Origin of the sequence: Sinorhizobium sp. RAC02, from assembly GCF_001713395.1 — a bacterium.
Lineage (GTDB): Bacteria > Pseudomonadota > Alphaproteobacteria > Rhizobiales > Rhizobiaceae > Shinella.
This window is the reverse complement of the sequence record NZ_CP016450.1, coordinates 1556106-1582704: the sequence shown is the minus strand read 5'-3', so window position 1 is coordinate 1582704 and position 26599 is coordinate 1556106. Positions and strand designations below refer to the sequence as shown.

Sequence of the window (26599 nt, the reverse complement as noted above, 5' to 3'; positions counted from 1 at the left end):
GCGCTCAGGACCGGCCTTTACCGAACGTATAGCCGGTCTCGACGCTTGCCTTGCCGAATTTGTCGCGCAGCGTGTTCATCGCGGCCTCTGCCGCCGCGCGGCGTGTGGCGGCGGGGTCGACGAGGTCCGGCGGGTCGGCGCGGCCGGGATCGGCAAGGTCGCTGACGCCGATGCCGATCAGGCGGTATTTCGTGCCGTCCGTTTCCTTGCGCAGAAGCTCCATGCCGGTGCGGAAAATCTTGTCGGCGAGCATGGTCGGATCTTCGAGCTTGCGGTTGCGCGTCCGGCTCTTGAAGTCGGCGGTTTTCAGCTTGAGCACGACCGTATGGCCGGCAATGCCGGACTTGCGCAGGCGCGCGGCGACCTTCTCGCTGAGATGGCGCAGATGCGCGACCAGCGCGTCATAGCCGGAAATGTCGTCGAAGAAGGTGGTCTCGGCCGAAACGCTTTTCGCCGGATCGTTAAGATGCACCTCGCGCTCGTCCTGGCCGCGGGAGAGATTGAACAGCCGCTTGCCCATAACGCCATAGCGGCGCATCAGGTCGGTTTCCTCCATGGTCTGGAGTTGGCCGACGGTGCGGATGCCGTCGCGCTCCAGCGTCTCGGCAAAGGCCTTTCCGACGCCCCAGATCAGGCGCACCGGCTTTTCGCGCAGAAATTCCAATGCCTCGGCTTCGCCGATGACCGAAAAGCCGCGCGGCTTGTTGAGATCCGAGGCGACCTTGGCGAGGAATTTGCAATAGGAAAGCCCGATCGAGATGGTGATGCCGACTTCCTTCTCGACGCGCTGGGCGAATCTGGCGAGCACGCGGGCAGGGGGATCGTGATGCAGGCGCTCGGTCCCCTTCAGCTCCAGGAAGGCCTCGTCGATGGAGAGCGGCTGCACGAGCGGTGTCAGTTCCTGCATCATCGTCCGGATTTCGCGACCGACGCGCACGTATTTTTCCATATCCGGCCTGACGACGACCGCATTGGGACAGGCTTCCAGCGCCTTGAACATCGGCATGGCTGAGCGAACCCCATGGACGCGTGCGATATAACAGGCCGTCGAGACGACGCCTCGTTTGCCGCCGCCGATGATGACGGGCTTGTCTGCAAGGTCCGGATTGTCGCGTTTCTCGATCGACGCATAGAAGGCGTCGCAGTCGATATGGGCGAGCGTCAGGTCGTAGAGTTCGTCATGATAGACGAGACGCGGGCTGCCACAGCCCCGGCAACGGCGCAGTCCGGCGGGCTGCCCGGTCAGGCAGTCGCGGCAGAAGCCCGGAAAATGCATGGTCGCGGTGCTCATGATCGGGAACAAATATTGAACATCGCGACATTACTGCTTAAGTTCACGAGTCTCAACAGTCGCCGAGGCTGAATGCATGACAACGCACAGGCATACGCACATCGGCCTTTTCGGGCCGGGTGGTCAGAAATCGTTGCTGCCATACGGGCCCGAAAGGATCGCGTGGGCACGCACGACCGCTTCCGGCTGCGCACCCGTCGCTGCGCTGAACGCCAGCAATGTCGGCTCATGCTCCATCAGGAAATCGACGATGCCGGCGAGGAAAGCGGGATCGTTCACGGCGTTGCGGACCTCGGCGGGCGCGACACCGGTCAGGGCCAGGAAACGAGAGAGCAATTCGGGCTCGCCAGCAAGCCAACCGAGGATGGCGACGGCGGTAGCCTCCGCGTCTTCTGTCGCGGGTGTATCTTTTTGGCTTTTCATCGTTTTTCCTCGGGAAATTTACCTTTTAATCAACCAAGTGACGCTAACGTACTCGCAGTCGGGCTGGGCGATTTCGGCTTTGCCGCAACTTATCGATCTCCCAAAAGGTTGCAAGGCCGGCGAGAGGAACAGGGACGCACGATGCCCAAACAGGTGATGATTGTCGAGGACAACGAGCTGAACATGAAGCTCTTCCGGGACCTCATCGAGGCATCCGGATATACCACGATCCAGACCAGGAATGGTATGGAAGCCCTTGATCTTGCGCGAAAATACCGACCTGATCTGATCCTGATGGACATTCAGCTTCCAGAAGTTTCCGGCCTTGAGGTCACCAAGTGGCTGAAGGAAGACGACGAACTGCACGTCATTCCGGTGATTGCCGTCACGGCCTTCGCCATGAAGGGCGACGAGGAGCGTATCCGCCAGGGCGGCTGCGAGGCCTATGTCTCCAAGCCTATTTCGGTGCCGAAGTTCATCGAGACCATCAAAACCTATCTCGGCGACGCGTGAGGCCGGCCAATGACAGCGCGCATTCTCGTCGTCGATGATATTCCCGCCAATGTGAAGCTGCTCGAAGCACGGCTGCTTGCGGAATATTTCGACGTGCTGACTGCCGACAACGGCTACGATGCGCTGGCGATGTGCGAGCGCACGCAGGTCGATCTCATCCTGCTCGATATCATGATGCCGGGCATCGACGGTTTTCAGGTTTGCGAACGCCTGAAGGCCAATCCGCGCACTGCCCATATTCCTGTAGTCATGGTGACGGCGCTCGACCAGCCATCCGACCGCGTCCGCGGCCTGAAAGCCGGTGCCGACGATTTTCTCACCAAGCCGGTCAACGACCTCCAGCTCATGTCGCGGGTGAAAAGCCTCGTGCGCCTGAAGACGCTGACGGACGAGCTGCGCATGCGCGCGGCCACCGCACGCGCCATTTCCATGGAAGAGGGGCTGGATGATTCCCTGGGCGACGAGCCGGGCGATGTTCTCCTCGTCGACGGGCGCGCCAGCTCGCAGGAGCGGATTGCCCGCACGCTGAAGCCGATTGCCGATGTCACCTCCATTTCGGATCCGCAGGCAGCGCTCTTCCAGGCGGCTGAAAGCAATTTCGAGCTGGTGATCGTCAATGCCAATTTCGACTCGTACGATCCGTTGCGCCTGTGCTCGCAGCTGCGCTCGTTGGAGCGCACGCGCTTCCTGCCGATCCTGCTGGTCGCCGAGCAGGGCGATGACGAACTGGTGGTGCGCGCGCTCGATCTCGGCGTGACGGACTATCTGATGCGGCCGATCGATCCGAACGAACTAATTGCCCGCAGCCTCACCCAGATCCGCCGCAAGCGCTGCAACGACCGTCTGCGCGCCAGCGTGCGCCAGACCATCGAACTTGCCGTGACGGACGGGCTGACCGGCCTGCACAACCGCCGCTATCTCGATACGCATATGAAGCTCTTGATCGACCGCGCCACGGCGCGCGGCCGCCCGCTATCGGTCTGCATCACCGATATCGACCGCTTCAAGCTGGTCAACGACACCTATGGTCATGATGCCGGCGATGCCGTGCTGCGCGAGTTCGCCAACCGCGTCCGGTCCGCCGTGCGCGGCGCCGACCTTGCCTGCCGCTACGGCGGCGAGGAGTTCGTGCTGGTGATGCCGGATACATCCGCGGAAATGGCCGTGGGCGTCGCGGAGCGCCTTCGCACGATCGTCGAGCGTGAACCGTTCCGTATTCCCGGTACGGATGTCTCTCTGGCCATAACGGCGTCGCTCGGACTTGCGTCCCTGTTGCCTGCGGGAGATACGCCGGAGACCTTGCTCAAGCGGGCGGATGCAGCAATGTATGAGGCGAAGCGTTCAGGGCGAAACCGCGTCGTGGCGGCCGCGGCCTGAGTGGATTTTTTGGCTCTGCCGTGAGTTTGTCCACAGGCTCGTTCGCAGCTTAGGCGTTTGCCTTTAAATTCGGACAGTTGCCCCAAAGCGTTCTTGCGATGGCAATGGAGGGCTTTCTCGCTCCCTGGCGGCAGGGCAAGTGGCGAAATCTGGCTATAATCCTACTATTTTCTTTTGGCGAACTTTATCAATGGGTTGTGTTTCGTACAATTTACCCGTGTGACACCACGGCATTTTGCTTAGGTTGCAAGACATTCGCTCCAAGGTTGACGTAGCGTCGGCCGCCAGTGTTGTGATCCGGAACGCAACTGATACCCGCTGAAACAATCACAACCGCCGCGGTTAACTATGAGACAACGACACGCCGTTTGAGCGTTAATAATTCGTTGATTTTTTTTCCTTTTCGCGCGATGCTCAACTCATGGGCGGCAAACAAGCCCGCACAACCGGTTACCCCATGATGCTAGGTCCGCCGCATCTCCTGGGTCGTGGGGTCGGTCGGTCAGCTGCGACAAATACGGAATCCTCGTGCCGTCGTCGTGTCTGACCGACCCCCATTCAGCGCCGCTCCCGTCAAGGGGGCGGCGTTTTTGATTCGATCTGCCGGAAAAAGGTTGCAGACATCGGGCGCAAAAGAAAAGGCGCCGGATGTTTCCATCCAGCGCCTTTGCGAACCTGATCGGCTCCCAAGATTACTTGATCTTGGTTTCCTTGAACTCGACGTGCTTGCGGACGACCGGGTCGTACTTCGTCTTGGTCATCTTGTCCGTCATCGTACGGCTGTTCTTCGTGGTAACGTAGAAGAAACCGGTGTCGGCCGTCGACAGCAGCTTGATCTTGATGGTGGTAGCCTTGGCCATGGTCGTCCTGCCTTTATAAAAAACGAAGCCGCGGACAGCCAGTCTGCTCTGCGGCTTAAATCTGGGCGGAAACTACAAATCGCGCCCGAAAAGTCAACCCCGTTTCGGTCTGAAAACGATCCGACCAAGCGAAAGTGCCAGGTAAAAGCCGAAGAATGCGGCAATTACCCAGGCAAAACCGTCATTACCCGAGACATCCATCGCAGCGCCGATCGCCTGCGGACCCACAACCGTGCCGACCGCGTAACAGAAGATGAAGGCGGCATTGGCTGCGGCGAGGTCCGCACCGACGAGTCGCGAACCGAGATGGCTGAGACCCACCGTATAGAGGCCGGCGACGCAGCCGCCCCACACCAAGAGCACCATGGCCATCAATAGCCAGTTCTGTGACACCAGAGGCAGCGAGAGCGCGCCGACAAGGCCGATGACGGCCATGATCGTCAGCAGGCTCCGGCGATCCTTCATGCGGTCTGAGAGCATTCCCAGCGGGATCTGGAACGCCATGTTGCCGATCCCCATGATGGTGAGCAGCAGGGCCGCCTGCGGCTCTGTGAAGCCCGCACGAATGCCGTAGATGGGGAAGAGCGAGAGCCCGCCGACTTCCACCGCGCCGAAGATGAAGACGGCCGCCGTCGCCGTCGGCACGAGAAGCACGTAGCGCATGAAATGCAGTTCCGGCTTCTCGTCGATGACCGGGCTTTCCCCGCGCGCGATGTAGATCGGGATCGCCGCAAGCAGGATGATGCCTGCGCCGGCGGCAAAGGGCAGGACGCCGTCGCTGCCGAGAATCGAGAAGAGCAGGGGACCCATGGCGAAGCCGAGCGACAGCACGGTCGCGTAGATACCGAGTACGAGCCCGCGCCGGCGCGGCGGGGCGGCGGCATTGATCCAGAATTCGGACAGGATGAACAGCGTGGTGATCGCGCCGTGGAACACCAGACGCAACGGGAACCACAGCCAGAAATTCTCGATATAGTAGAAGCCGAGGCCGCTGATGGCGGAGAGCAGGATCGCCAGCAGCATCGTCGTCGACGTACCCCAGGCATGCGCAAGCCGGGTGGTGAAGGGCGCAGCCGCCATGGCGGCAATACCGGCCATGGCGGAGTTGATGCCGATCAACGTCGAGGAAATGCCGCGCTTTTCCATGATGATGGAGAGCAGCGGAAGCCCGAGGCCGATGGCGATACCGACTGCGGAAATGGCGGCGACGGCAGCAATGAGAGACCGCCAGTGGATGCTTTCCACTGGGCCGGAGGTGCCGGATTGCGGCTGCGTCATATGCGATCGATCCTCAAAGAAGGTCCCGCAGGAAGCGTCCGTGCCGGTTGCGATACAACGGCACGGCTCTTCCGAAGGGTAGAGACTTGTCTTCCTGAATGCTTTTTTGAAGCTCTTCAAGGATCAATACGGTTATGTCGGGCATCTCAATGCCCTTGTGGTCAAAAATATCGACCCAGCGCAGGTCTTCGAGTTCGTGGCTTGCCGTGGCGCCGGCCGGGTCGACATCGGCCTCGTCGGTGAAGAGCGTGAAGAATCGCGTATCGAACCGCCGCACCATGCCGGCAGGCGTGATGGCACGGGCAAGGAACCGCAGGTTCGAGAGGTCCGGCCGGAACGGCAGCGCGCCCCCGGGCTGTTCGCCAAGCGACATGCCGACCGCGATGCCGGCTTCTTCGTAGAGTTCCCGCAGCGCCGCAACGCCAATGGCGCGCAGGCGCGAATCGGAACATCGCGCGCCGGCGCGCAGGGCGAGCCGCTCGTTGGCGAGCGGGTTGAGCGGGTTCGAAACGGAAACGAGGTGATCGCCCGCATCGCGCCGGCCGCCAGGGAAAACGTAGACATCCGGCATGAAGACATGTTTGCTGCTGCGCCGGCCGACGAGCACGCGAACACGTCCGCCCGACCGGTCGAGAAGCAGGATGGACGCTGCATCGACAGGCCGGACAGCCGTCATGCGGTTCGGTCGCCGTAGGCGGGTGCGACTACTGCGTCGGTCTCTGCCGGCTTGTCGTTGAAGCCGTGCATTTTCATCGCCCATTGCAGGCCGATGACGCCGCCTTTGACGGGCTGCATCATCAGGATCGACATGACGAGCGCGATGGGCGTCCAGATTGCCAGGTGCTGCCAGGTGGTGAGCGACCACACGAGGTCCGTCGCCATGTAACCGCCGACCACGACGTGGCCGACGATGGTGATGACGAGATAGGGCGGCAGGTCGTCGGCGCGCTGGTGCGTATAGTCCTGACCGCAGGCGGCACAGTTCTCGACCGGCTTGAGGAATGCACGGAAGAGGCGGCCGGTGCCGCAGGCTGGGCAACGGTTCAGCATGCCACGCTTGATGGCGCGGCCGAGCGGGCGTTCAGCGGGCGTGGCCGTTGCCGTGTCACCAAAATGCAGCGCACTGCCGGTGGTCTCGTTCGCCTGCATGATCAAGTCCTTCCTGCCGGCGGTCTGCACCGGCCTAGCGTCTCCCGCGGGGAGGGCGGGTCCCTGGCTGGCGCCGTGGTTCGCTGCCCTTGCGCCGGCCCGACTTGTGGAAAGAGCGCACTGCCGTCGGCATCTTGCGTCCTTCGCTCAACATGTCGAACCGGAGCGATCCGGCGAGCGGCACCGCTTCCGCGAGCCTCACGCGCACCGTATCCCCGAGGCGGTAGCCAAGCCCGGTTTTTTCACCGGACAGCGCCTGATGGGCCTCGTCGTAGATAAAGTAGTCGCGTCCCAGCATAGATATAGGCACGAACCCGTCGGCGCCATACTCCGGCAGGGTGACAAATAGTCCCGCCTTGGTGACGCCCGAAACCCGGCCGTCGAACTCTTCGCCGATGCGGCCGGCGAGGTGATGGGCGATCAGCCGGTCGACCGTGTCACGCTCGGCCGCCATAGCGCGGCGCTCGAAGGTCGAGATTTCGGCAGCGATATCGTCGAGCACAGCTTCTTCATCCGGCGTGATGCCGCCTTCGCCGAACCCGAGCGAACCCACCAGCGCCCGGTGCACGATCAGGTCCGCATAGCGGCGGATCGGCGAGGTGAAGTGGGCGTATTTCAGCAGGTTCAGACCGAAATGGCCGATATTCTCCGGGCTGTAGATCGCCTGGCTCTGTGAGCGCAGCACCATCTGGTTGACCATCTGCTGGAACGGCTTGTCCTGAGCCTTGGCAAGGATGCCGTTGAAATGGTTGGAGCGCAGGTTGCCGCCCTTGACCAGCGAGATGTCGAGCGTCTGCAGGAACTCGCGCAGCGCCTCCTGCTTGGCGAGCGACGGCGTATCGTGCACGCGGTAGATCAGGACCTGCTTCTTCTTCTCCAGCGTCTCGGCGGCGGCGACATTCGCCTGGATCATCATCTCTTCGATGAGCTTGTGCGCATCGAGCCGCGGCGGCACGAAGACCCGATCGACGGTGCCGTCGTCTTTCAGCAGGATCTTGCGCTCCGGCATGTCGAGTTCAAGCGGCTGGCGGCGGTTCCGGCCAACCGTCATGATGCGGTAGGCTTCCCAGAGCGGCTTCAGGATCGTGTCGAGGATGGGGCCGGTCTTGTCGTCCGGTGCGCCGTCGATGGCCGCCTGCGCCTGCTGGTAGGAGAGTTTGGCCGCACTCTTCATCATGATGCGGTGGAAGGTGTGGCTCGCCTTGCGGCCCTCGTGGGAAAAGACCATGCGCACGGCAAGTGCGGGACGGTCGACGCCTTCCTTCAGCGAGCAGAGGTCGTTGGAGATGCGCTCCGGCAGCATGGGTACGACGCGGTCGGGGAAATAGACCGAATTGCCGCGCTTCAGCGCCTCGCGGTCGAGCGCCGACTTCGGGCGCACATAATAGCTGACATCGGCAATCGCCACGGTGACGATGACGCCGCCCGGATTGTCCGGCGACGGATCCGGCTCGGCATAGACCGCGTCGTCATGGTCCTTGGCATCGGCCGGGTCGATGGTGATGAGGGGGAGGCCGCGCCAGTCCTCGCGGTGCGCCATCGTAGCCGGGCCGGCAGACTCAGCCTCGCGGATGACCGCGTCAGGGAAGATGTGTGGAATGCCGTGGGCGTGGATGGCGATCATCGAGATCGCCTTTTCCGAGGCGACTGAGCCGATCACACTCTTGATCTGCGCGCGCGCCAGGCCGAAACGGCCCATGCGCACGACATCGAGTTCCACGAGGTCGCCATCCTTGGCGCCCGCCGTGAACTCGGCATCGACATCCATCTCCTCGCCGCGGCGATCGATCGGCATGATGCGCCCGCCGCCGCCCGGCATGACGCGGAACACGCCCATGCCGGAGTTCTTCCTCTTGTCGAGAACCTTGATGATCCGCGCCGTATAGGCCGGACCGCCACGCTCCTTCGCCGGGAAGATTTTGGCGAGCACGCGGTCGCCGAGGCCGGCGACCGGCGCCTTGTCCTTGCGAGCGCCGCTCGACTGGCGGATCAGCACGGCGGGCGCGACGCCGGCATCGTCGAGCCACTCTGCCGGGCGACCGATCAACTCGCCGTCCACGTCGCGCGTGGTGATGTCGAGCACGGCAACGGGGGGCAGGGCGCCGGGCCGCACCAGCGACTTGCGGCGCTTTTCCAGAAAACCGTCTTCCTCGAAGGACTTGAGCAGGGCCTTCAGCTCGACGCGCGCCTCGCCCTTCAGCCCGAAGGCCTTGGCGATCTCGCGCTTGGACGCCTGTTCCGGGTGGTCCGCGATGAAGCGCAGCAGCACGTCACGCGGCGGAATGACGCCGTGGATGATCGGCGTATTGTCTGCCGGCGGCACGTCACGGCCCGCGCGACCGGGCCGCTTGACGTGTCCTGCCCGGCTGCGTGGTTCCCTGGTCATGTCGTCAGGCCTTCTTTGCCTTGGCTGCAGTCTTTGGCTTGGCGGCTGCCTTTGCCTTCGGCTTTGCAGCCTTGGCACCGTCGGCCTTCGCCTTCGTGGTCTTGGCCGCCTTGGCCTTGCCCTTGGCTGGCGTCTTGCCGGCTTTTTCGGCGATCAGCACGAGCGCCTCTTCCATCGTGACGCTGTCGGCTTCCTTGCCCTTCGGCAGGGTCGCATTCACCTTGCCCCAGTTCACATAGGGGCCATACTTGCCGTCGCGAACCGTTATGGGGCCGCCATCCGGATGGTCGCCCAGCGTTTTCAGCGCCGCCGGCGTGCCGCGCGAACGCCCGCCGGGGCCCTTCGATGCCTTGTCGGCGATGACGGTCACGGCGCGGTTGAGGCCGATCGAGAACACATCCTCGACGGTTTCCAGGTTGGCATAGCCACCGTCGTGCAGCAGGAACGGACCGTAGCGGCCGAGGCCGGCGGAAATCATCTTACCGCTCTCGGGGTGCTGGCCGATATCGCGCGGCAGCGAAAGCAAAGCGAGCGCCTTCTCATGGTCGATGCTTGCCGGCGTCCAGCCCTTGGGCAGGCTCGAACGCTTCGCCTCCTTGCCGTCGCCGCGCTGCACGTAAGGGCCAAAGCGGCCGGAGCGCAGTGTGATCTCTTCGCCGGTATGCGGGTCCTTGCCGAGGCTCTGCGGCTCGTTGGACGCGTTTGCCTCCGCATCCGAACCGTTATCGGCGGAAAGTTGGCGGGTGAAGTTGCAGTCCGGATAGTTCGAGCAGCCGACGAAGGCGCCGAATTTTCCAAGCTTCAGCGAGAGTTTGCCAGTGCCGCAGACCTGGCAGATGCGCGGATCGCTGCCGTCCTCGCGCTTCGGGAAGACGAGCGGTGCCAGTTCCTCGTTCAGCGCGTCGAGAACATTGGTGACGCGCAGTTCCTTGGTTTCCTCGATCTGGGCAAAGAAATCCTTCCAGAAATCGCGGAGAACCTGCTTCCAGTCGAGTTCGCCGGCCGAGATCTTGTCGAGCTTTTCCTCGAGATCCGCCGTGAAGTCATATTCGACATAGCGCGTGAAGAAGCTTTCCAGGAAGGCCGTGACGAGGCGGCCCTTGGTTTCCGGGATCAGCTTGCGCTTGTCGATGAGGATATATTCGCGGTCACGCAGCGTGGCGAGCGTCGCGGCATAGGTCGACGGGCGACCGATACCGAGCTCTTCCATCTTCTTGATCAGCGTCGCTTCGGAGTAGCGCGGCGGCGGTTCGGTGAAGTGCTGCGTGGCATTCACCTTCTGCTTGGCGACGATCTCCTGGGCGTTGATTTCCGGCAGGCGGCTATCTTCGTCACCGTCGTCCGACTGTTCGCCGTCTTCCTTCTGGTCGGTATAGGCGGCAATAAAGCCGTCGAAACGGATGACCGAGCCGGTGGCGCGCAGGCCCGCCTTGCGGCCGCCATTGTCGGCTTCGATTTCGACCGTCGTGCGCTCGATCTCGGCGGATGCCATCTGGCTGGCGATGCCGCGCTTCCAGACGAGGTCATAGAGCCGCAGCTGGTCGGGATCGAGGAAACGCTTCACCTGGTCCGGCGTACGGTCGAAGGAGGTCGGGCGGATCGCTTCGTGCGCTTCCTGGGCGTTCTTCGCCTTGGTGGAATAGAAACGGGCCTTTTCCGGCACGTAGCGCGCGCCGAACTGCTCGCCGACGGCGCGCCGGGCAGCGTCGATCGCCTCCGGCGCCATCTGCACGCCGTCGGTACGCATATAGGTGATCAGACCGACCGTCTCGCCGCCGATGTCGATACCTTCATAAAGCTTCTGCGCCACCTGCATGGTGCGCGAGGCCGAGAAGCCAAGCTTGGAGGATGCGGCCTGCTGCAGGGTGGAGGTCGTGAAGGGCGGACCCGGGTTGCGCTTGGTCGGTTTCGCCTCGACGCTTTCGACGCGGTAGGCAGCACCGTCGAGCAGCGCCTTGAGGTTGTTCGCCTCTTCGCCGTTGCCGATTGATCGCGCCTGCAGGCGCTTGCCCTCGGCGGAAACGAGGCGGGCTTCGAACTCGTCGCCGCGCGGTGTCTTCAGGAGGGCGGAGAGGTTCCAGTATTCTTCCGAGACGAAACGCTCGATTTCGGATTCGCGATCACAGACCAGGCGAAGTGCCACCGACTGCACCCGGCCGGCCGACCGCGCGCCGGGCAGCTTGCGCCAGAGGATCGGCGACAGGTTGAAGCCGACGAGATAGTCGAGCGCACGGCGGGCGAGATAGGCATCCACGAGAGGCGTGTCGATATCGCGCGGGTTGCGCATGGCTTCGAGCACGGCCGACTTGGTGATTGCGTTGAAGACGACGCGCTTGACCGGCTTGTCGCCGAGCACCTTCTTCTTCTTGAGAACATCGAGCACATGCCAGGAAATCGCTTCACCTTCGCGATCCGGGTCGGTCGCGAGGATGAGGCCGTCGGAGGCTTTGACCGCGTCGGCGATGTCCTTCATGCGCTTGGCCGAGGCGCTGTCCACTTCCCAGGACATTTCGAAGTCCTCGTCGGGGCGCACGGAGCCGTCCTTGGCGGGCAGGTCGCGCACGTGGCCGAAGGAGGCGAGCACGGTGTAGCCAGGGCCAAGATACTTGTTGATCGTCTTGGCCTTCGCAGGCGATTCCACAACTACAACTGTCATCGTCATTTCTCTGGTATCGGGCGCCGCACGCTTGGAAGTGCGGCGAAACGGGCGCATTGCGCCGGAAAGTCGTGCTTCGACATGAACAGGGAAAGCGTTCGGGTCAAGAGGCGGAACGGAAATTAGTCGGATACAACGCGATACAACCAAAGGGAGCGCAATCGGTTGTTGCAATTCTAAATAATCGTTGTATCGTTTCCTAGGTGTAGGAATTACAACCTATCGGCGATTCTCCTCATGGACGCAACGGACAAGCCATGAACCCGAAACCAGCCCGACCCGCCTTGCCGCCCCACACGGCAGAAGAGAATATCGCCTACATCCGGCAGATGCTGGGCGAACTGCGCACCGTCGCAAACAACGAAGGCGCGGACATGCTGCGCTATATGATCGAGATGGCCTATGTCGAAGCCGGCGACATCCTGGCCGGCTTGCGGCCGATGTCAATCCGGGGCCATCGAGACCCGGCCATCGGCATGCCGCTCAAGTCGACCGGCAAGATCAAGTTCTAGAAGGACGAGGTAGACGGCCGACGCTCCGACACCGGTGTGCCGGATGATTTCGTCGATCTCGGCCGGCACTTGGCTCAAGGCCTCCGCAATCCGCTCCCGTTCGCCATCGCTCGGCGGTAACCGCAGACCGGGTGACCCATCGTCCGCAGGCTCGCCGGCGCCAGACTGTTGCGTGAAGAGGTCCGGCTCCGAGAGTGGCCGCAGGCCTTCCAGCACATCCTCCGGCGTGGTGATGATCGTCGCACCGTCCTTGAGCAGGCCGTTCGTGCCCTCGCAGCGCGGGTCGAGCGGCGAGCCGGGCACTGCAAACACCAGCCGGCCGAAATCCGCTGCATTGCGTGCGGTAATCAGCGAGCCGGAGCGCACCGCCGCCTCCACCACGACGAGACCGAGCGACATGCCGGCAATCAGCCGGTTGCGGCGTGGAAAATCCCGCGCGCGGGGTTCCCAGCCAAACGGCATTTCACTCACCGCAAGACCCGCGCCGGCCGTGAGTTCGTCGAGCAGCCCGATGTTTTCCGGCGGGTAGGGTTTATCGAGGCCACCGGCCATGGCGGCGATGGTGCCGGTGTCGAGGCTTGCGCGGTGAGCGGCGGTATCGATGCCACGGGCAAGGCCCGAGACGATCGTATAGCCCACGCGACCAATCTCCCGCGCCAGCATGCCGGCGAACTTCATGCCGGAGATCGAGGCGTTACGCGCGCCGACAATGCCAACGGCCGGTGCCGTCGCGACCTTGCGGTTGCCTTTGACGGCCAGCAACGGCGGGGCTCCGGCAATCTGGCGCAGCAGCGGTGGGTAGTCCGGTTCACCGATGCCGATGAAGGCCGCGCCGTGCCGGTCGGCAATTTCCAGTTCGCGTTCGGCCTCGGCCTTGCTGGCAACGCGGATGACGCGCGACGCGCCGCCGCGGCGCGAAAGTTCCGGCAGCATGTCCAGCGCCGTTTCGGCGCTGCCGAAGTGGTTGATCAGGTCGCGAAAGGTGGCCGGGCCGACATTGTCGCTGCGGATCAGCCGCAGCCAGGCGATCCTCTGTCTTTCCGTCAGCGCAATTCCCCGGGTCCCTGCGCTGCGGTCGTCCATGGCTATCCCTTGCTGCCGATCTTGCTCTCGGTGCCGCTCATCAGGCGGCTGATGTTGGCGCGGTGTTTCCACCAGGTGATGACGGTCAAGACCAGGAAGAGCAGCGCCACCTTCTCGTGACCGAGAAACCACAATACAACCGGCGATACCGCAGTTGCAACCAGGGCCGAGAGCGACGAATAGCGGGTGAGATAAGCAAGGCCGATCCAGACTGCGGCGAACACGGCGAGCATGACGGGCACGAGCCCGAGCAGCAGGCCGACATAGGTCGCAACGCCCTTGCCGCCCTTGAAGCCGAGCCAGACGGGGAAGAGGTGCCCCATGAAGGCCGCAAAGCCGGCGGCGATGCCCGCATCGAGCCCCCAGCGCGAGGCGATGGCGGCAGCGGCCGTTCCTTTCAGCGCGTCAAGCAGCAGGGTTGCCGCCGCGAGCTTCTTGTTGCCGGTGCGCAGCACGTTCGTCGCGCCGATATTGCCGGAGCCGATCTGGCGCACGTCGCCGAGCCCCGCCATGCGGGTGAGGATGAGGCCGAAGGGGATGGAGCCGAGCAGATAACCGAAGGCAAGGGCGGCAAGCGTCGGCAACGTGCCGAGCTGCCAGGTGAAGATGTCGGACACGTCAGTTCTCCCCCGAGACGTCTTTTCAATGCGGCGAGTGCGCAGCAGGCTAGATAGGGGCGGCGTCCCTTCCGCCCCAGACCATCCCGGTCAGTCCAACGAATGCACCCGTTTTCCGGCAACATAGGTGCTAACCGCGCGCCCCGTAAAGCGGGCATCTTCGAACGGCGTGTTCTTCGAGCGCGAAACGAAGCGGTCCTTGGTGGCAAGCCAGGGCTCGTCGGGATCGATGATGACGATGTCGGCGGATGCGCCCACGGCAAGGGTCCCGGCGTCGAGGCCGAAGGTTTTGGCCGGACGGGTTGATAGCGCATCGATCAGCCGCATCAGCGGCACTTCACCGCTGTGATGCAGCCTCAGCGCCGCTGCCAGCATGGTCTCGAGCCCGATCGCGCCATCCGCCGCATCCGCGAAGGGCAGGCGCTTGGTATCGACGTCCTGCGGATCGTGCGAGGAGACGATGATGTCGATATCGCCGCGCGCCAGCGCATCCACCATCGCCTTGCGGTCGTCCTCGCCGCGCAACGGCGGTGAGAGCTTGAAGAAGGTGCGGTATTCGCCGATGTCGTTCTCGTTCAGCGTCAGGTGGTTGATCGAGATGCCACAGGTGACGTTCGCGCCACGCTCGCGGGCGGTTTTCACCGCTTCCGCCGATTCCGGCACGGAGATTTGCGCCGCATGGTATTTTCCGCGCGTCAGGCCGGCAATGCGCAGATCCCGTTCGAGCGGGATCAATTCTGCCTCGCGCGGTGTGCCGGAAAGGCCGAGCCAGCTTGCCAGCAGGCCCTCGTTCATCACGCCGCCGGCACCGAGATATTTGTCGCGGGTCTCGAGCGCGATAACGCTGCCGAATTCGCGCGCATAGGTCAACGCACGGCGCAGCACCTGCGCATTGTGCATCGGGTTGCGGCCATTGGTGAAGGCAACGGCGCCAGCAGCCTGGAGCAGGCCGAATTCGGTCATCTCCTCGCCGTGCAGCCCCTTGGTGAGCGCCGCAGCGGGATGAATGTTAACGATCGCCTTGTCGCGGGCGTTTTTCAGCACGAACTCGACCAGCGCGATATCGTCGATGACGGGATCGGTATCCGGCATGGTGATGAAGGTCGTGACACCACCGGCGGCGGCGGCGCGCGACGCGGATTCGATCGTCTCGCGGTGTTCGCCGCCCGGTTCGCCGACGAAGACGCGCGCATCGACCAGGCCGGGGGCTGCAATCAGGCCGCGGCCATCGACAACCGCAGCGCCTTCCGGCGCGCCCTGGTTCTGTGCGCCGCTGCCGATGGCGGCGATCCGCCCGTTGTCGATGACGATCGAGCCGTTTTCGTCGATGTTGCGCGACGGGTCGAGGATGCGGAGGTTCTTGAGGACGGTCGTGCGGGTCATGCGCGGGGTCCCTGGTTCTGCGAAAGAAGGAGTGTTTCCATCACGGCCATGCGGACGGCGACGCCCATCTCCACCTGCTGCTCGATGACGCTCTGCGGCCCGTCGGCGATTTCCGAGGCGATCTCGACGCCGCGGTTCATCGGGCCTGGATGCATGACGAGCGCGTCGTCTTTCGCGGCCTTCAGCTTTTCTGCATCAAGACCATAATAGTGGAAGTATTCGCGCACCGAGGGCACGAAGGCACCGGACATGCGTTCGCGCTGCAGGCGCAGCATCATCACGACATCCGCATCCTTCAGGCCTTCCGCCATGGAATGGTAGACCTCGCAGCCCATGTCGGCGATGCCGGAGGGCAGAAGCGTTGCGGGTGCGACGACACGCACCCGGGCACCCATGGCGTTGAGCAGCAGGATGTTCGAGCGTGCGACACGTGAATGCAGCACATCGCCGCAGATCGCGACGATAATGCGCGACAGCTTGCCCTTGGCCCGGCGGATGGTGAGCGCGTCGAGCAGAGCCTGCGTCGGATGCTCATGCTGGCCGTCGCCGGCATTTACCACCGCGCAGGAGACCTTTTGCGCCAGAAGAGCGGCTGCACCGGCGGAGGAGTGGCGCACCACCAGTACATCCGGGTGCATGGCGTTCAGCGTCATCGCGGTGTCGATCAGCGTTTCGCCTTTTTTCACCGATGAATTGCTGACCGACATGTTCATCACGTCGGCGCCCAGCCGTTTGCCGGCAAGCTCGAAGGAGGATTGCGTGCGGGTGGAGGCTTCGAAGAAGAGATTGATCTGCGTCAGGCCGCGCAGCGTCGACGTTTTCTTTTCCCGCTGGCGGGAGATTTTTACCGCCTCGTCGGCGCGGTCGAGCAGCAGGGTGATATCCTGCTCGGTCAAACCCTTGATGCCGAGAAGGTGGCGATGCGGAAAGAAGTCCATGGGGGCTCCGCCTCAACTGTCGTGGATACGCGGGGTCTATAGAGCGTCGGTTCCACTGCTGCAAGGCGAAGACGGCAGGGCTTTGCGCATTCCCACGCTTTTGTGAAGCTTCAGGCGCCGGCAGCCGCAACGCCCCGTTTCGCCCGGTCGCGACTTGGGCTAGAACCCGCTCATGACTCGCGACACCGAACAGAAATTTTCCGATCTCAACCAGCCGCCGCTCTGGTCGGGCATCAATGCCTATCGTTCCGACCCGCTGCTGGTCGACGCAACCGACGCGATGCCGAAGGGCCTGCGCGACGAGTTCGATGCGATCGGCCGCTACGTGACCTCGCCGGAAGCGCAGGAACTCGCCCGCATGGCGAATGTCGGCGTGCCGCAGTTGCGCACCCATGGTCCGCGCGGCGAGCGGCTCGACGTCGTCGATTTCCACCCCGCCTGGCACGCGCTGATGCGCCGCTCCATGGCGACAGGCCTGCATTCCTCGTTGTGGGAGAACGTGCCGGACGAGCAGGGCAGGGCGCACAAGGCGCGTGCGGTGCGTTTCTATCTGACGGCGCAGCTCGAATGCGGTCATCTCTGCCCTCTGACGATGACCAGTGCCTCGGTCGCAGCCCTTTCGGCCTCGCCGCAGGTGCAGCGCGAATGGGGCCTGAAAATCCTGTCACGCAAATACGATTCGACCAACAAGCCCGCCATGCAGAAGAGTGCCGTCACCATCGGCATGGGCATGACGGAAAAACAGGGCGGCACCGATGTGCGCGCCAACACGTCGTCCGCCGAGCGGGTCGGCGAAGGTATTTACCGGCTGACCGGCCACAAATGGTTCATGTCCGCGCCGATGAGCGACGGTTTCGTCATGCTGGCGCAGACCCGCGAGGGCATCGGCTGCTTCCTCGTGCCGCGCCTCCTGGAGGACGGCGTTTCCAACGGCCTGCGTTTCCAGCGCCTGAAGGACAAGATCGGCAACCGCTCGAATGCATCTTCGGAAGTCGAGTTCACCGATACGTTCGGCTTCCTGCTCGGAAAGCCGGACGCGGGTGTGCGCACCATCCTCGACATGGTGACGTTGACGCGGCTCGATTGCGCGCTGGCGTCGTCGGGTATCATGCGCGCTTCGCTGGCGGAGGCCGTGCATCACACCCGCGGCCGCAATGTCTTCGGCAAGCCGCTCGTTGCCCAGCCGATCATGACGCGTGTGCTCGCCGACATGGCGCTCGACGTCGCGGGTGCCACGGCGCTTTCCTTCCGCTTAGCGGAGGCCTTCGACAAGGCGCGCGACAGCGCCGAAGACGCCGCCTATGCCCGCATCATGACGCCCGTCACGAAATACTGGTGCTGCAAGATCGCGCCGGCGCTGATCTATGAGGCGATGGAATGCATCGGCGGCAGCGGTTATGTCGAGGAGCGCCCGATCGCCCGACATTACCGCGAGGCGCCGGTCAATGCGATCTGGGAAGGTTCGGGCAATGTCATGGCGCTCGATCTGATGCGCGTGATCAGCCGGGGCAGGGACCTGTTCGAAATGCTGTTTGCCGGCCTTGCCCGCGATCTCGGCCCGGCCGGCAAGAAGACGGTGGACGTGCTGCGCGCTGCCCTGTCGCTCTGCGAGCGGGACGAGGGCGCCGCCCGCATGCTCGTCGAGCAGCTGGCACTTGCCGCCGCGGCTGCGGAACTTTACCGCGCCGGTGCCGGCCGCGTGGCCGATGCCTTCCTGGAAACGCGCCTCGCCTCCGGCTGGCGCTCGACCTACGGCATGCTCGATTCGCGTTTCGATTCGGCCTACATCGTCGACCTGCTCTATCCGCCGGCGAGATAGGCCGTCGCCGCCAGCACCATCGGGATGGTGAAGAACGACGCGATCGTCTGGAGCGTCGCGACGGCGGCATAGAGCGGCGCGTCACCGCCCATCTGCTTGGCCAGCACATAACCGTTCATCGCCGTCGGAACGCTGGCACCCATGGCGATGGTCAGCAGCGGCTCGCCGCGCATGCCGAGCGCATAGGCGGCACCCGTCATGATCAGCGGCATGAAAACGAGCTTCAGCACCACGGGTAGCAGCGCGAGCGGACGCGGGCGTAGCGCATCGGCCAGCTTCAGCCCGGCGCCAACCATGATGAGGCCGAGGCTGAGCGACGCATCCGCAACAAGCTCCGTCGCCTGCATCAGCGGGTCGTAGATCTTGATGCCCAGCAGGTTGATGCTAACGCCGAGAACCGAGCCGATGATCATCGGATTGGTGAGAATCTTGTGCGCAAAAATCTTGAGGCTGCGTGTGCCGCCGCCAAACCAGACGAGAACGCCGATATTGTAGAGGTTGATCGGGATGATGATCAGCGTTGCGACCAGTGCGACGAGCGCGAGGCTTTGCGGCCCGTAAAGCTTCTCGGCGATCGCCAGCGCGATGAAGGCATTCCAGCGCGTCGAGGTCTGGAAGACCGAGGTGTAGGAGGCCGCGGAAACGCCGGCTGCCCGAAAGAGCGGCCAGCCAATTGCCAGCATGAGCGCAATCAAGGTCACGGAGCCGATGGAGCCGATCGCGATATCGCCTGCGGCGATGCCGGAAAACTCCGCCTTGGCGAGCGTCGTGAACAGAAGGCAGGGAAACAGCACGAAGAAGCCGAGCTGTTCGAGCCCGTTCCACATGTCGCGGTCGATCAGCCGCCAGCGCTTGAGCAGCGCTCCCAGCACGACGAGCAGGAAGACGGGGAGGATGCTTTCGAAGATGGCGAGCATGATACCGGATCGGCTGGAGAGATCACCGCTCATTCCACGCCTTGGTCGAAGTGGCAAGGGCGGGGCGCGACGGCGGCCATGTGGAAATTAACCTTAATGAAGGGTTTACGTTGCGTACGGAAGGTTAACGGGTGAAGGTGCCATTCACTTGGTGTTAACCATGCGAGCGAGTGCTTGATATGGCCAGAACGGCCCGGATTTCGGTCATGACGACCCTGTTTTGTTTTGTCGCGGTGGATATCGCCGTGCCGTTGCTTGTGCTTGTCGGGAGTGTGGCGGTGAGCGAGATGATCTTCGCTGCCGGCGACCTCCTCGCGATGAAGAGGAGGGCTGCATGAAGTGGTTCCTGATTCTCTGGGCCGGCCCGATTGCGCTGATCGGCAGCTGGTACGGGCTTTCCTATTACGACATGAGCTTCGGCTTCTTCATGCTGACGCGGGATGCGCATGATCTGGTGTTCCAGATCTATGGCCATATCCTCGGCATTCCGCCGGAAAGCCTGCCGCCGCTGGTGCTGCGCGCCATTATCTTCGACAGTTTCCTGGTGCTCGGCATCATTGCGTTCCGCCGCCGCAAGCAGATTTTTGCCTGGTGGCAGGCCCGCCGTCAGTCGTCGTCGTCGGCCGTCCTTGCCAGAGACGAAAGCCTGTCCAGCGCGCCTTGAAGAATGAAGGAGGCGGCGGCCGAGTCGATACGCTCGGCCCGCTTCTTGCGCGACACATCCATCTCGATCAGCGTGCGCTCCGCCGCCACCGTCGACAGTCGCTCGTCCCAGTAGACAAAGGGGATGTCGGTCTTTTCGCTCATCGAGCGCACGAAGGCGCGCGTCGCCTGAACACGCGGACCGGCGCTGCCATCCATGTTGACAGGCAGGCCGATGACGAAGGCGACGACCTTTTCCTTTGCCGCGAAGGCCAGCAGCAGCTCGGCATCCTGCGTGAATTTCACACGCTTCAACACCGGCCGCGGCGTCGCCAGCCGCCGGCCGAGATCAGAAACCGACAGGCCGATCGTCTTCGTGCCGAGGTCGAGGCCGGCGATCGGCTGGCGGGGTGCAAGCGCCTCAGCCAGTTCTTCCAGTGTCAGTGTCGCCATGGATGAAGCCTCCCGCGGATTGTTTCAGCGTTTGCGGACGAATTCCGTGCGTAGCACCAGGCCCTTGATGGCATCGTGCCGGCAGTCGATTTCTTCCGGGTTGTCGGTCAGGCGGATCGTCTTGATCACCGTGCCCTGCTTCAGCGTCTGGCCGGCGCCCTTCACCTTCAAGTCCTTGATGAGCACGACCGAATCGCCATCGGCCAGCACGGTGCCGCTGGCATCGCGCACCACGTTCTGCGCGGCTTTCGCGGCTGCGATCTCGGAGGCGGGGCGCCATTCGCCGGTGGCTTCGTCATAGATGTAATCATCGTCGCTCATGGCGGCTCCTTGCGTGGATGGCGCATCACCGGCGGGCTGCCGGGCGTTGCTCCATCTCTATCGCCACGCTTATAACGATCCTGAGATGGATGGAAACGGCATTCGCCGGATCTATATTCCGCAGCTACTCATAACAGGAGAAACGTCATGAAGATCACCTGGCTCGGCCATTCGGCCTTCCGGATCGAAACCGCCAAGGCAAGAATCCTCATCGATCCCTTCTTCACCGGCAATCCCGCCTTCGACGAATCGACCCGCAAGGATGCCGTCGCCGGCCTCACGCACATTCTGCTCACCCACGGCCACGGCGACCATGTCGGCGATACGATCCGGATCGCCAAGGAAACCGGCGCGACCGTGCTGGCGAATGCCGATCTTGCCGCCTGGCTAGGCGCCAAGGGCGTGGAGAAGATCGACATGGGTAATACCGGCGGCACCGTGCATTTCGACGGGTTTTCGACGACCTTCGTCAACGCACTGCATTCCTCTGCGCAGATCACCGAAGACGGCGTCTCCCATTCGCTCGGCAATGCCAACGGCCTCGTCCTGCATTTCGAGGAAGACCCGACGCTCTATCACATGGGCGACACGGATATCTTTTCCGACATGGCGCTGATCCACGAACTGCACCAGCCGGAAATCGGCCTGGTGCCGATCGGTGACCGTTTTACGATGGGCGGTGCCGTGGCCGCGCTTGCCTGCCAGCGCTTCTTCAAGTTCGACACCGTCATTCCCTGCCACTACGGTTCCTTCCGCATCATCGACCAGACCGCTGACCTCTTCGTGCAGGCGATGGACGGTGCCGTGGCGAAGGTCGATGTGCTTTCGGTCGGCCAGGTGCGTGGGAGCTAGCAAAGCGTATCGAGGGGCTTTTGATGGAAGCGCGAGAGAAACACGCGGTCTTTTCGACGCTGCGTGAAAATATCGTCGAGCACCTTTTCGCCGGGGAACTTCTCCGGCGCCTCTGGCAGAAGGACATCCTCGATGCCGAAATCCTGAAAAGCGAATTCGATGCAGGTGGGTACGATCTCGTGCTCACCTGCAGGAACGTCACACGGCACATCCAGCTGAAAATCAGCCGGAAGGGTGGGGCTCGCGCCGAGGTCAATATCAGCCTGCGCCTCGCGGAGAAGGCCAGTGGATGTGTTGTGTGGATCGTCGTGGACGACGATCTGAAGACGATGAACTTTCGCTGGTTTGGGGATACGAACGGCGGCCCGTTGCCGGATATCGCGGATTTGAAGGTGGTGCGGCACAGCAAGGGCAATGCACAGGGCGTCAAGCACGAGCGACTGGGGCATCGTATCGTTCCGCAGAAGCGGTTCACCCCTCTGGAAAGCGTGGACGAATTGTTGTTGTGTCTGCTGGGAAGCGCGATCCTGAACTGATCGGCCCCGTTGCATAGGGCCGTCATGGCCGCTATAGCCGGAAGGAAAATCCCACCGGAGCTTACCATGTCCGTAGATCTAGCCACCGTGAAGCGCGTCGCGCGTCTTGCCCGCATCGCCGTCAGCGAGGACGAGGCAAACCGCATGACCGGCGAGCTGAACGGCATCCTCGGCTTCGTCGAGCAACTGTCCGAAGTCAATGTCGAGGGCGTCGAGCCGATGACCTCCGTCACGCCGATGGTCATGCGCAAGCGCGATGACGTCGTCAGCGACGGCAGCAAGGCGGATGACATCGTTGCCAATGCGCCGGCGTCCGACCGCAATTTCTTCCAGGTTCCGAAGGTTGTGGAGTAATCCTTGACCGTCACCATCGCCGTCGAAAGCCCGTTGCAGGATGAGGTTCGCACGCTGATCGCGGAGCTGAACACCATTTTGCTCGCGCTCTCGCCGCCGGAGGCCTGTTATCACCTCACCGTCGAGCAGATGGCCGAGCCGACCGTCACGGTCTGGATCGCCCGCGATGATGACATCGTCATTGGCTGCGGCGCGCTGAAACGCCACTCCGAGACGGTGGGCGAGGTGAAGCGCATGTTCACCCGGCCGGCGTGGCAGGGGCAGGGCATCGGCCGGCGCATCCTCGGCGAAATCCAAAGCGTTGCCGAACGGGAGGGGCTGGAAACGCTCGTGCTCGAAACCGGCGACCAGCACCCGGCGGCCTGGGCGATCTACGAGAAGGCCGGCTTTTCCCGCTGCGGCCCCGTGCTCGACTATCCGGACTCACCTTTTTCCGTCTTTTACCAAAAGCAGCTTCCCGCTGCCTGACCTGAAGTGACCGCACCATGACCGATCTGACCCGCCTGACCATTGCCGAAGCCCGCGAAAAGCTCGGCGCCAAGGAGATCACCGCCGTCGAACTGACGGACGCCTATCTCGGCGCGATCGATGGCGCGAACGGCGCGCTCAACGCGTATGTCGCTGTGACGCCGGAAAAGGCGCGCGACATGGCGAAGGCCTCCGACAGCCGCATCGCTGCGGGCAAAGCCGGCGCGCTGGAAGGCATTCCACTCGGCATCAAGGACCTGTTTGCGACCGAAGGCGTGCACACACAGGCGTGCAGCCACATCCTCGACGGCTTCAAGCCGAAATACGAATCGACCGTCACCCAGAACCTGTGGGATGCCGGCGCCGTCATGCTCGGCAAGCTGAACATGGACGAGTTCGCCATGGGCTCTTCCAATGAGAGTTCCTATTACGGCGCGGTCAAGAACCCGTGGCGTGCCAAGGGCTCGAACGCCGATCTCGTGCCGGGCGGTTCGTCCGGCGGTTCGGCCGCAGCCGTTGCCGCCTTCCTCTGCGCCGGCGCGACGGCAACGGATACCGGCGGATCGATCCGCCAGCCCGCAGCCTTCACCGGCACCGTCGGCATCAAGCCGACCTATGGCCGCTGCTCGCGCTGGGGCATCGCCGCCTTCGCCTCGTCGCTCGACCAGGCCGGCCCGATCGCCCGCGATGTGCGCGATGCCGCGATCCTCTTGAAGTCCATGGCCAGCGTCGACGCCAAGGACACGACCTCCGTCGATTTGGCCGTTCCGGATTACGAAGCCTCGCTCGGCCAGTCGCTGAAGGGCATGCGCATCGGCATCCCGCGCGAATACCGCGTCGATGGCATGCCGGAAGAGATCGAGGCGCTGTGGCAGCAGGGTATTGCCTGGCTGAAGGAAGCCGGTGCCGAGATCGTCGACATCTCGCTGCCGCACACCAAATATGCGCTTCCCGCCTACTACATCGTGGCGCCTGCCGAAGCCTCGTCGAACCTCGCTCGCTACGACGGTGTACGCTACGGCCTGCGCGTCGATGGCAAGGACATCGTCGACATGTACGAGAAGACCCGCGCCGCCGGCTTCGGCAAGGAAGTGAAGCGCCGCATCATGATCGGCACTTATGTGCTGTCGGCCGGTTACTACGACGCCTACTACCTGCAGGCCCAGAAGGTCCGTACGCTGATCAAGCGCGACTTCGAACTCGCTTTCAACGCCGGCGTCGATGCGATCCTGACCCCCGCAACGCCATCCTCCGCCTTCGGCATCGCCGACGAGGATCTCGCGTCCGATCCGGTCAAGATGTATCTCCAGGACATTTTCACCGTCACCGTGAACATGGCGGGCCTGCCGGGCCTCTCCGTGCCGGCCGGCCTCGACCACAAGGGCCTGCCGCTCAGCCTGCAGCTCATCGGCAAGCCGTTCGAGGAGGAAATCCTCTTCAAGACAGCGCATGTCATCGAAAAAGCAGCCGGCCGCTTCACGCCGAACAAGTGGTGGTAAGGGGCCAATAGCCCCTCATCCGGCCTGCCGGCGACCTTCTCCCCGCAGGCGGGGAGAAGGGATATGCCGCACTGTTTTCCTCAATCTAGACTCCTGCATGTGGCAAGTTCCCTCGCCCCGCTTGCGGGGAGAGGGTTAGGGTGAGGGGCACCCGAAGGCACGGCTTTCATCGTCCATATCGTGTCGTAACGGCAACACCTGCCGTAACGATAGGCATGCCCACGCCTTTTCTGCTTGATCCCCCCATAAGTTGAGAATAAACGCGCCCTCCCGGTCGTTCAGCCGGTGCGGATGTCAACGGATGGAGTTTTCACGCTCCTCCCGCGCGAGGCGGCCCTGCCGTCGTCGTGTACGGATGCCGCACCAAGAAGACTGGTTTGCGGACCTAGCTCAGCGGTAGAGCACCGGACATTTTCTCCGGAGGTCGCGGGTTCGATTCCCGTTGTCTGCTCCATTGGATAGCTCAGTGGTAGAGCATCAGACCTGTAATCTGACTGTGGAAGGTTCGAATCCTTCTCCAAACAGCCTTCCAAGCTGTCTCGATATCCGGTCCGGGGACCGGACTGCGGACGGCGAACCGGGGAAACCCGGAAAGCCTAACGCCGGACATTTGCGGTCCGGTTCGCGGTGACGGCCAAGATGCCTTCAGGCCAGCGACGGAGCCCATGGTTCCCGAGCCCGCCGAAAGGCCGCGCGGTCCTCTCCCGAAAACCCATCGCCGATGGCCGTCATCCGGTTCTCGGATCACTATTCGCATGCCCCGCCCGCAGGTTCCCCGGGCGATCAGGGTGTCTCAGGGAACTGGTGGCAAGATGCGCCTCCGGTACCAGTCGAAACCAGAAACGAAAGGAAGATCGGTTCGTGACGTAGCGTATGACCCGAAGGAGCAAGAACAATGACGATGTTTCTCGATATGATTTTGGGGCGCCAGCGCGTCCTCGTGAAGGCAAACGAACGGGTGCTCGCCCTCTACAGGGGAGAGGTGCTCGGCATTTTCGGACCAGGCGAGCACGCCCTACCGAACCGCCGCGGCATGCTCGAGCTGGAGCGCCACGACGTGAACCGGCCGACCTTTGCCTCGGCCTACGAGAAGCCGTTGTTCGATACGCTCCCGGAGGTGGCGGCACGCGAACTGGCGGTTTTCCGGACGGGCAGCCGTGAGGTGGCGGTCGTCGAGCGCGACGGCGAGCTGCATGCGGTGCTCGCACCGAACCAGAAGCTCGTGGTCTGGAACGCGGCCGGTCCGTGGACCGAAACGCGCGTCGATCTCAAGGATCGGCTCGACGTCGATCCGGAGCTGATGCGTCGGCTGACGCGGGCGCGTCGTACGGAGCTGACGACGGCCTTCCTCGTCAACGATGGTCAGGTTGGCCTGCTCTTCGTCGACGGTACGCATCAGCGCATGCTGGAGCCCGGCGCTCACGCCTTCTGGAACGTCGGAAAGACGATCCAGGTGCGCGTGGTCGACCTGAAGCGCCAGTCGCTCGACGTGACCGGTCAGGAACTGCTTACCCGCGACAAGGTGACGATCCGGGTGAACATTGCAGCCGAGTACCGCGTCGTCGATCCGCTGAAGGCGGTGTCTGACGTGAAGGACTTTGCCGATGCCCTGTACCGGGCATTGCAGTTCGCCTTCCGCCAGACGCTCGGCACGCTGACGCTCGACCAGATCCTTGAACGCAAGGTGACGGTCAATGCGGAAGCCGCCGAGAAGGTGCGCGCCGACATGGCGGCGATCGGTGTCGAGGTGTCGGCCATCGAGCTCAAGGATGTGATCCTGCCGGGCGAGATGCGCGATATCCTCAACCAGGTTGTCGCCGCGGAGAAGCAGGCAGAAGCCAACGTCATTCGCCGCCGCGAGGAAACGAACGCCACCCGTTCGTTGCTCAACACGGCGAAGGTGATGGCGGAGAACCCGGTCATGCTGCGGCTGAAGGAGCTTGAAGCGCTGGAAGCCATCGCCGGCAAGGTGGAACGCCTGACCATCCACAATGGTACGGCGGGTCTGATGAACGACATCGTCCAACTCCGCGACAAGTAAGGGATCGCCCGGCCGAAAGGCCGGGCGGTTTCGTTTTGGAAAGACCTTTACCCCAACCCCGGACCTGAGCCGGAGATGCATTGGCCTCCCTGGAGTGTGGATGGTCGCGTCAAGCCCGACCATGATCGAGGAGAGGTTGAGGCCTCTTTGGTGCGATATGTCCGCACGCTCCTCCCATCATCTCCGTGGATAGCCTTTCGTCTCCCTCGCCAAGTCCCTCGTGCAGTGCTT

General features: G+C 63.2%; 27 protein-coding genes and 1 tRNA gene. 13 read left to right on the top strand and 15 right to left on the bottom strand.

The window, feature by feature from the left end; translation table 11 throughout:
• Positions 1 to 4 precede the first annotated feature (4 nt).
• Together BSY16_RS07610 and BSY16_RS07605 are read right to left on the bottom strand one after the other, a co-directional pair.
• Positions 5 to 1291, bottom strand: coding sequence for a DNA polymerase IV (locus tag BSY16_RS07610; protein WP_069061435.1), 1287 nt, complete (start codon positions 1289 to 1291; stop codon positions 5 to 7).
• Positions 1292 to 1414: 123 nt separating this feature from the next.
• The gene (locus BSY16_RS07605) at positions 1415 to 1714 is read right to left on the bottom strand and encodes a DUF3572 domain-containing protein (protein WP_069059094.1); all 300 of its coding nucleotides are present in this window, start codon (positions 1712 to 1714) and stop codon (positions 1415 to 1417) included.
• Positions 1715 to 1855: 141 nt separating this feature from the next.
• Here BSY16_RS07605 and BSY16_RS07600 point away from each other — a divergent pair, with 141 nt between their 5' ends.
• On the top strand, positions 1856 to 2227 hold the full coding sequence (locus BSY16_RS07600) for a response regulator (RefSeq protein WP_010065708.1): 372 nt from the start codon (positions 1856 to 1858) through the stop codon (positions 2225 to 2227).
• A 9-nt stretch (positions 2228 to 2236) separates the two neighbouring features.
• Positions 2237 to 3604 carry a PleD family two-component system response regulator gene (locus BSY16_RS07595; RefSeq protein ID WP_069059093.1) on the top strand — a complete coding sequence of 456 codons (1368 nt, stop codon included), beginning with the start codon at positions 2237 to 2239 and terminating at the stop codon, positions 3602 to 3604.
• Between the two features lie 692 nt (positions 3605 to 4296).
• On the opposite strand, the gene rpmG is transcribed toward BSY16_RS07595, so the two are convergent.
• From rpmG to topA, 6 genes are all read right to left on the bottom strand, one after another.
• Entirely contained in the window at positions 4297 to 4464 is a 168-nt protein-coding gene (gene rpmG, locus BSY16_RS07590) for a 50S ribosomal protein L33 (protein WP_069059092.1), read from the bottom strand.
• 93 nt (positions 4465 to 4557) lie between these two features.
• The gene (locus BSY16_RS07585) at positions 4558 to 5742 is read right to left on the bottom strand and encodes an MFS transporter (protein ID WP_069059091.1); all 1185 of its coding nucleotides are present in this window, start codon (positions 5740 to 5742) and stop codon (positions 4558 to 4560) included.
• Between the two features lie 13 nt (positions 5743 to 5755).
• Positions 5756 to 6418 carry an NUDIX hydrolase gene (locus BSY16_RS07580; protein ID WP_069059090.1) on the bottom strand — a complete coding sequence of 221 codons (663 nt, stop codon included), beginning with the start codon at positions 6416 to 6418 and terminating at the stop codon, positions 5756 to 5758.
• A complete protein-coding gene (locus tag BSY16_RS07575) occupies positions 6415 to 6891 on the bottom strand; it encodes a DUF983 domain-containing protein (RefSeq protein WP_069061434.1) in 477 nt (158 codons plus the stop codon). The genes BSY16_RS07580 and BSY16_RS07575 overlap by 4 nt, the downstream gene beginning before the upstream one ends.
• A gap of 34 nt (positions 6892 to 6925) precedes the next feature.
• Entirely contained in the window at positions 6926 to 9277 is a 2352-nt protein-coding gene (rnr, locus tag BSY16_RS07570; protein ID WP_069059089.1) for a ribonuclease R, read from the bottom strand.
• A gap of 4 nt (positions 9278 to 9281) precedes the next feature.
• Positions 9282 to 11933, bottom strand: coding sequence for a type I DNA topoisomerase (topA, locus tag BSY16_RS07565; protein ID WP_069061433.1), 2652 nt, complete (start codon positions 11931 to 11933; stop codon positions 9282 to 9284).
• Positions 11934 to 12190: 257 nt separating this feature from the next.
• Between topA and BSY16_RS07560 the strand changes: the two genes are divergently transcribed.
• Entirely contained in the window at positions 12191 to 12445 is a 255-nt protein-coding gene (locus BSY16_RS07560) for a hypothetical protein (protein ID WP_069059088.1), read from the top strand.
• On the opposite strand, the gene dprA is transcribed toward BSY16_RS07560, so the two are convergent.
• The 4 genes from dprA to BSY16_RS07540 all read right to left on the bottom strand — a co-directional run bounded on the left by dprA (position 12377) and on the right by BSY16_RS07540 (position 16466).
• Positions 12377 to 13528, bottom strand: coding sequence for a DNA-processing protein DprA (gene dprA / locus BSY16_RS07555; RefSeq protein ID WP_069059087.1), 1152 nt, complete (start codon positions 13526 to 13528; stop codon positions 12377 to 12379). The genes BSY16_RS07560 and dprA overlap by 69 nt on opposite strands.
• Positions 13529 to 13530: 2 nt before the next feature.
• Positions 13531 to 14136 carry a glycerol-3-phosphate 1-O-acyltransferase PlsY gene (plsY, locus tag BSY16_RS07550; RefSeq protein ID WP_150130035.1) on the bottom strand — a complete coding sequence of 202 codons (606 nt, stop codon included), beginning with the start codon at positions 14134 to 14136 and terminating at the stop codon, positions 13531 to 13533.
• A gap of 99 nt (positions 14137 to 14235) precedes the next feature.
• On the bottom strand, positions 14236 to 15528 hold the full coding sequence (locus BSY16_RS07545; RefSeq protein ID WP_069059085.1) for a dihydroorotase: 1293 nt from the start codon (positions 15526 to 15528) through the stop codon (positions 14236 to 14238).
• Complete coding sequence (locus tag BSY16_RS07540; protein ID WP_069059084.1) at positions 15525 to 16466, bottom strand: aspartate carbamoyltransferase catalytic subunit; 942 nt, start codon at positions 16464 to 16466, stop codon at positions 15525 to 15527. The genes BSY16_RS07545 and BSY16_RS07540 overlap by 4 nt, the downstream gene beginning before the upstream one ends.
• Positions 16467 to 16638: 172 nt before the next feature.
• On the opposite strand from BSY16_RS07540, the gene BSY16_RS07535 reads away from it, so the two are divergent.
• Positions 16639 to 18285: an acyl-CoA dehydrogenase family protein gene (locus BSY16_RS07535; protein WP_069059083.1), complete on the top strand. Its 1647-nt coding sequence runs from the start codon at positions 16639 to 16641 to the stop codon at positions 18283 to 18285.
• Here BSY16_RS07535 and BSY16_RS07530 read toward each other — a convergent pair.
• Complete coding sequence (locus BSY16_RS07530) at positions 18267 to 19202, bottom strand: AEC family transporter (RefSeq protein ID WP_069061432.1); 936 nt, start codon at positions 19200 to 19202, stop codon at positions 18267 to 18269. The genes BSY16_RS07535 and BSY16_RS07530 overlap by 19 nt on opposite strands.
• 206 nt (positions 19203 to 19408) lie before the next feature.
• On the opposite strand from BSY16_RS07530, the gene BSY16_RS32705 reads away from it, so the two are divergent.
• Both BSY16_RS32705 and BSY16_RS07525 read left to right on the top strand, forming a co-directional pair.
• Positions 19409 to 19540 carry a hypothetical protein gene (locus BSY16_RS32705; RefSeq protein ID WP_286157190.1) on the top strand — a complete coding sequence of 44 codons (132 nt, stop codon included), beginning with the start codon at positions 19409 to 19411 and terminating at the stop codon, positions 19538 to 19540.
• A complete protein-coding gene (locus tag BSY16_RS07525) occupies positions 19537 to 19866 on the top strand; it encodes a DUF6105 family protein (RefSeq protein WP_069059082.1) in 330 nt (109 codons plus the stop codon). Before BSY16_RS32705 ends, BSY16_RS07525 begins: the two co-directional genes overlap by 4 nt.
• On the opposite strand, the gene ruvX is transcribed toward BSY16_RS07525, so the two are convergent.
• Together ruvX and BSY16_RS07515 are read right to left on the bottom strand one after the other, a co-directional pair.
• Positions 19809 to 20297, bottom strand: coding sequence for a Holliday junction resolvase RuvX (gene ruvX, locus BSY16_RS07520; protein WP_069059081.1), 489 nt, complete (start codon positions 20295 to 20297; stop codon positions 19809 to 19811). The two genes, BSY16_RS07525 and ruvX, sit on opposite strands and share 58 nt — an antisense overlap.
• 24 nt (positions 20298 to 20321) lie before the next feature.
• Complete coding sequence (locus tag BSY16_RS07515) at positions 20322 to 20618, bottom strand: alkylphosphonate utilization protein (protein WP_069059080.1); 297 nt, start codon at positions 20616 to 20618, stop codon at positions 20322 to 20324.
• A gap of 147 nt (positions 20619 to 20765) precedes the next feature.
• Here BSY16_RS07515 and BSY16_RS07510 point away from each other — a divergent pair, with 147 nt between their 5' ends.
• The 7 genes from BSY16_RS07510 to BSY16_RS07475 all read left to right on the top strand — a co-directional run bounded on the left by BSY16_RS07510 (position 20766) and on the right by BSY16_RS07475 (position 26368).
• Positions 20766 to 21470 (top strand): metal-dependent hydrolase, encoded by a 705-nt coding sequence (locus BSY16_RS07510; protein WP_069059079.1) that lies wholly within the window; start codon positions 20766 to 20768, stop codon positions 21468 to 21470.
• Positions 21471 to 21493: 23 nt separating this feature from the next.
• Complete coding sequence (locus tag BSY16_RS07505) at positions 21494 to 22006, top strand: hypothetical protein (protein ID WP_069059078.1); 513 nt, start codon at positions 21494 to 21496, stop codon at positions 22004 to 22006.
• Positions 22007 to 22072: 66 nt separating this feature from the next.
• On the top strand, positions 22073 to 22360 hold the full coding sequence (gene gatC / locus BSY16_RS07500) for an Asp-tRNA(Asn)/Glu-tRNA(Gln) amidotransferase subunit GatC (protein WP_069059077.1): 288 nt from the start codon (positions 22073 to 22075) through the stop codon (positions 22358 to 22360).
• 3 nt (positions 22361 to 22363) lie between these two features.
• Positions 22364 to 22828 carry a GNAT family N-acetyltransferase gene (locus tag BSY16_RS07495; RefSeq protein WP_069059076.1) on the top strand — a complete coding sequence of 155 codons (465 nt, stop codon included), beginning with the start codon at positions 22364 to 22366 and terminating at the stop codon, positions 22826 to 22828.
• Positions 22829 to 22845: 17 nt separating this feature from the next.
• Positions 22846 to 24327 carry an Asp-tRNA(Asn)/Glu-tRNA(Gln) amidotransferase subunit GatA gene (gene gatA, locus BSY16_RS07490; protein ID WP_069059075.1) on the top strand — a complete coding sequence of 494 codons (1482 nt, stop codon included), beginning with the start codon at positions 22846 to 22848 and terminating at the stop codon, positions 24325 to 24327.
• 379 nt (positions 24328 to 24706) lie between these two features.
• A tRNA-Lys gene (locus BSY16_RS07485) sits at positions 24707 to 24781 on the top strand.
• A gap of 441 nt (positions 24782 to 25222) precedes the next feature.
• Positions 25223 to 26368 carry a slipin family protein gene (locus tag BSY16_RS07475; RefSeq protein ID WP_069059074.1) on the top strand — a complete coding sequence of 382 codons (1146 nt, stop codon included), beginning with the start codon at positions 25223 to 25225 and terminating at the stop codon, positions 26366 to 26368.
• Positions 26369 to 26599 lie beyond the last annotated feature (231 nt).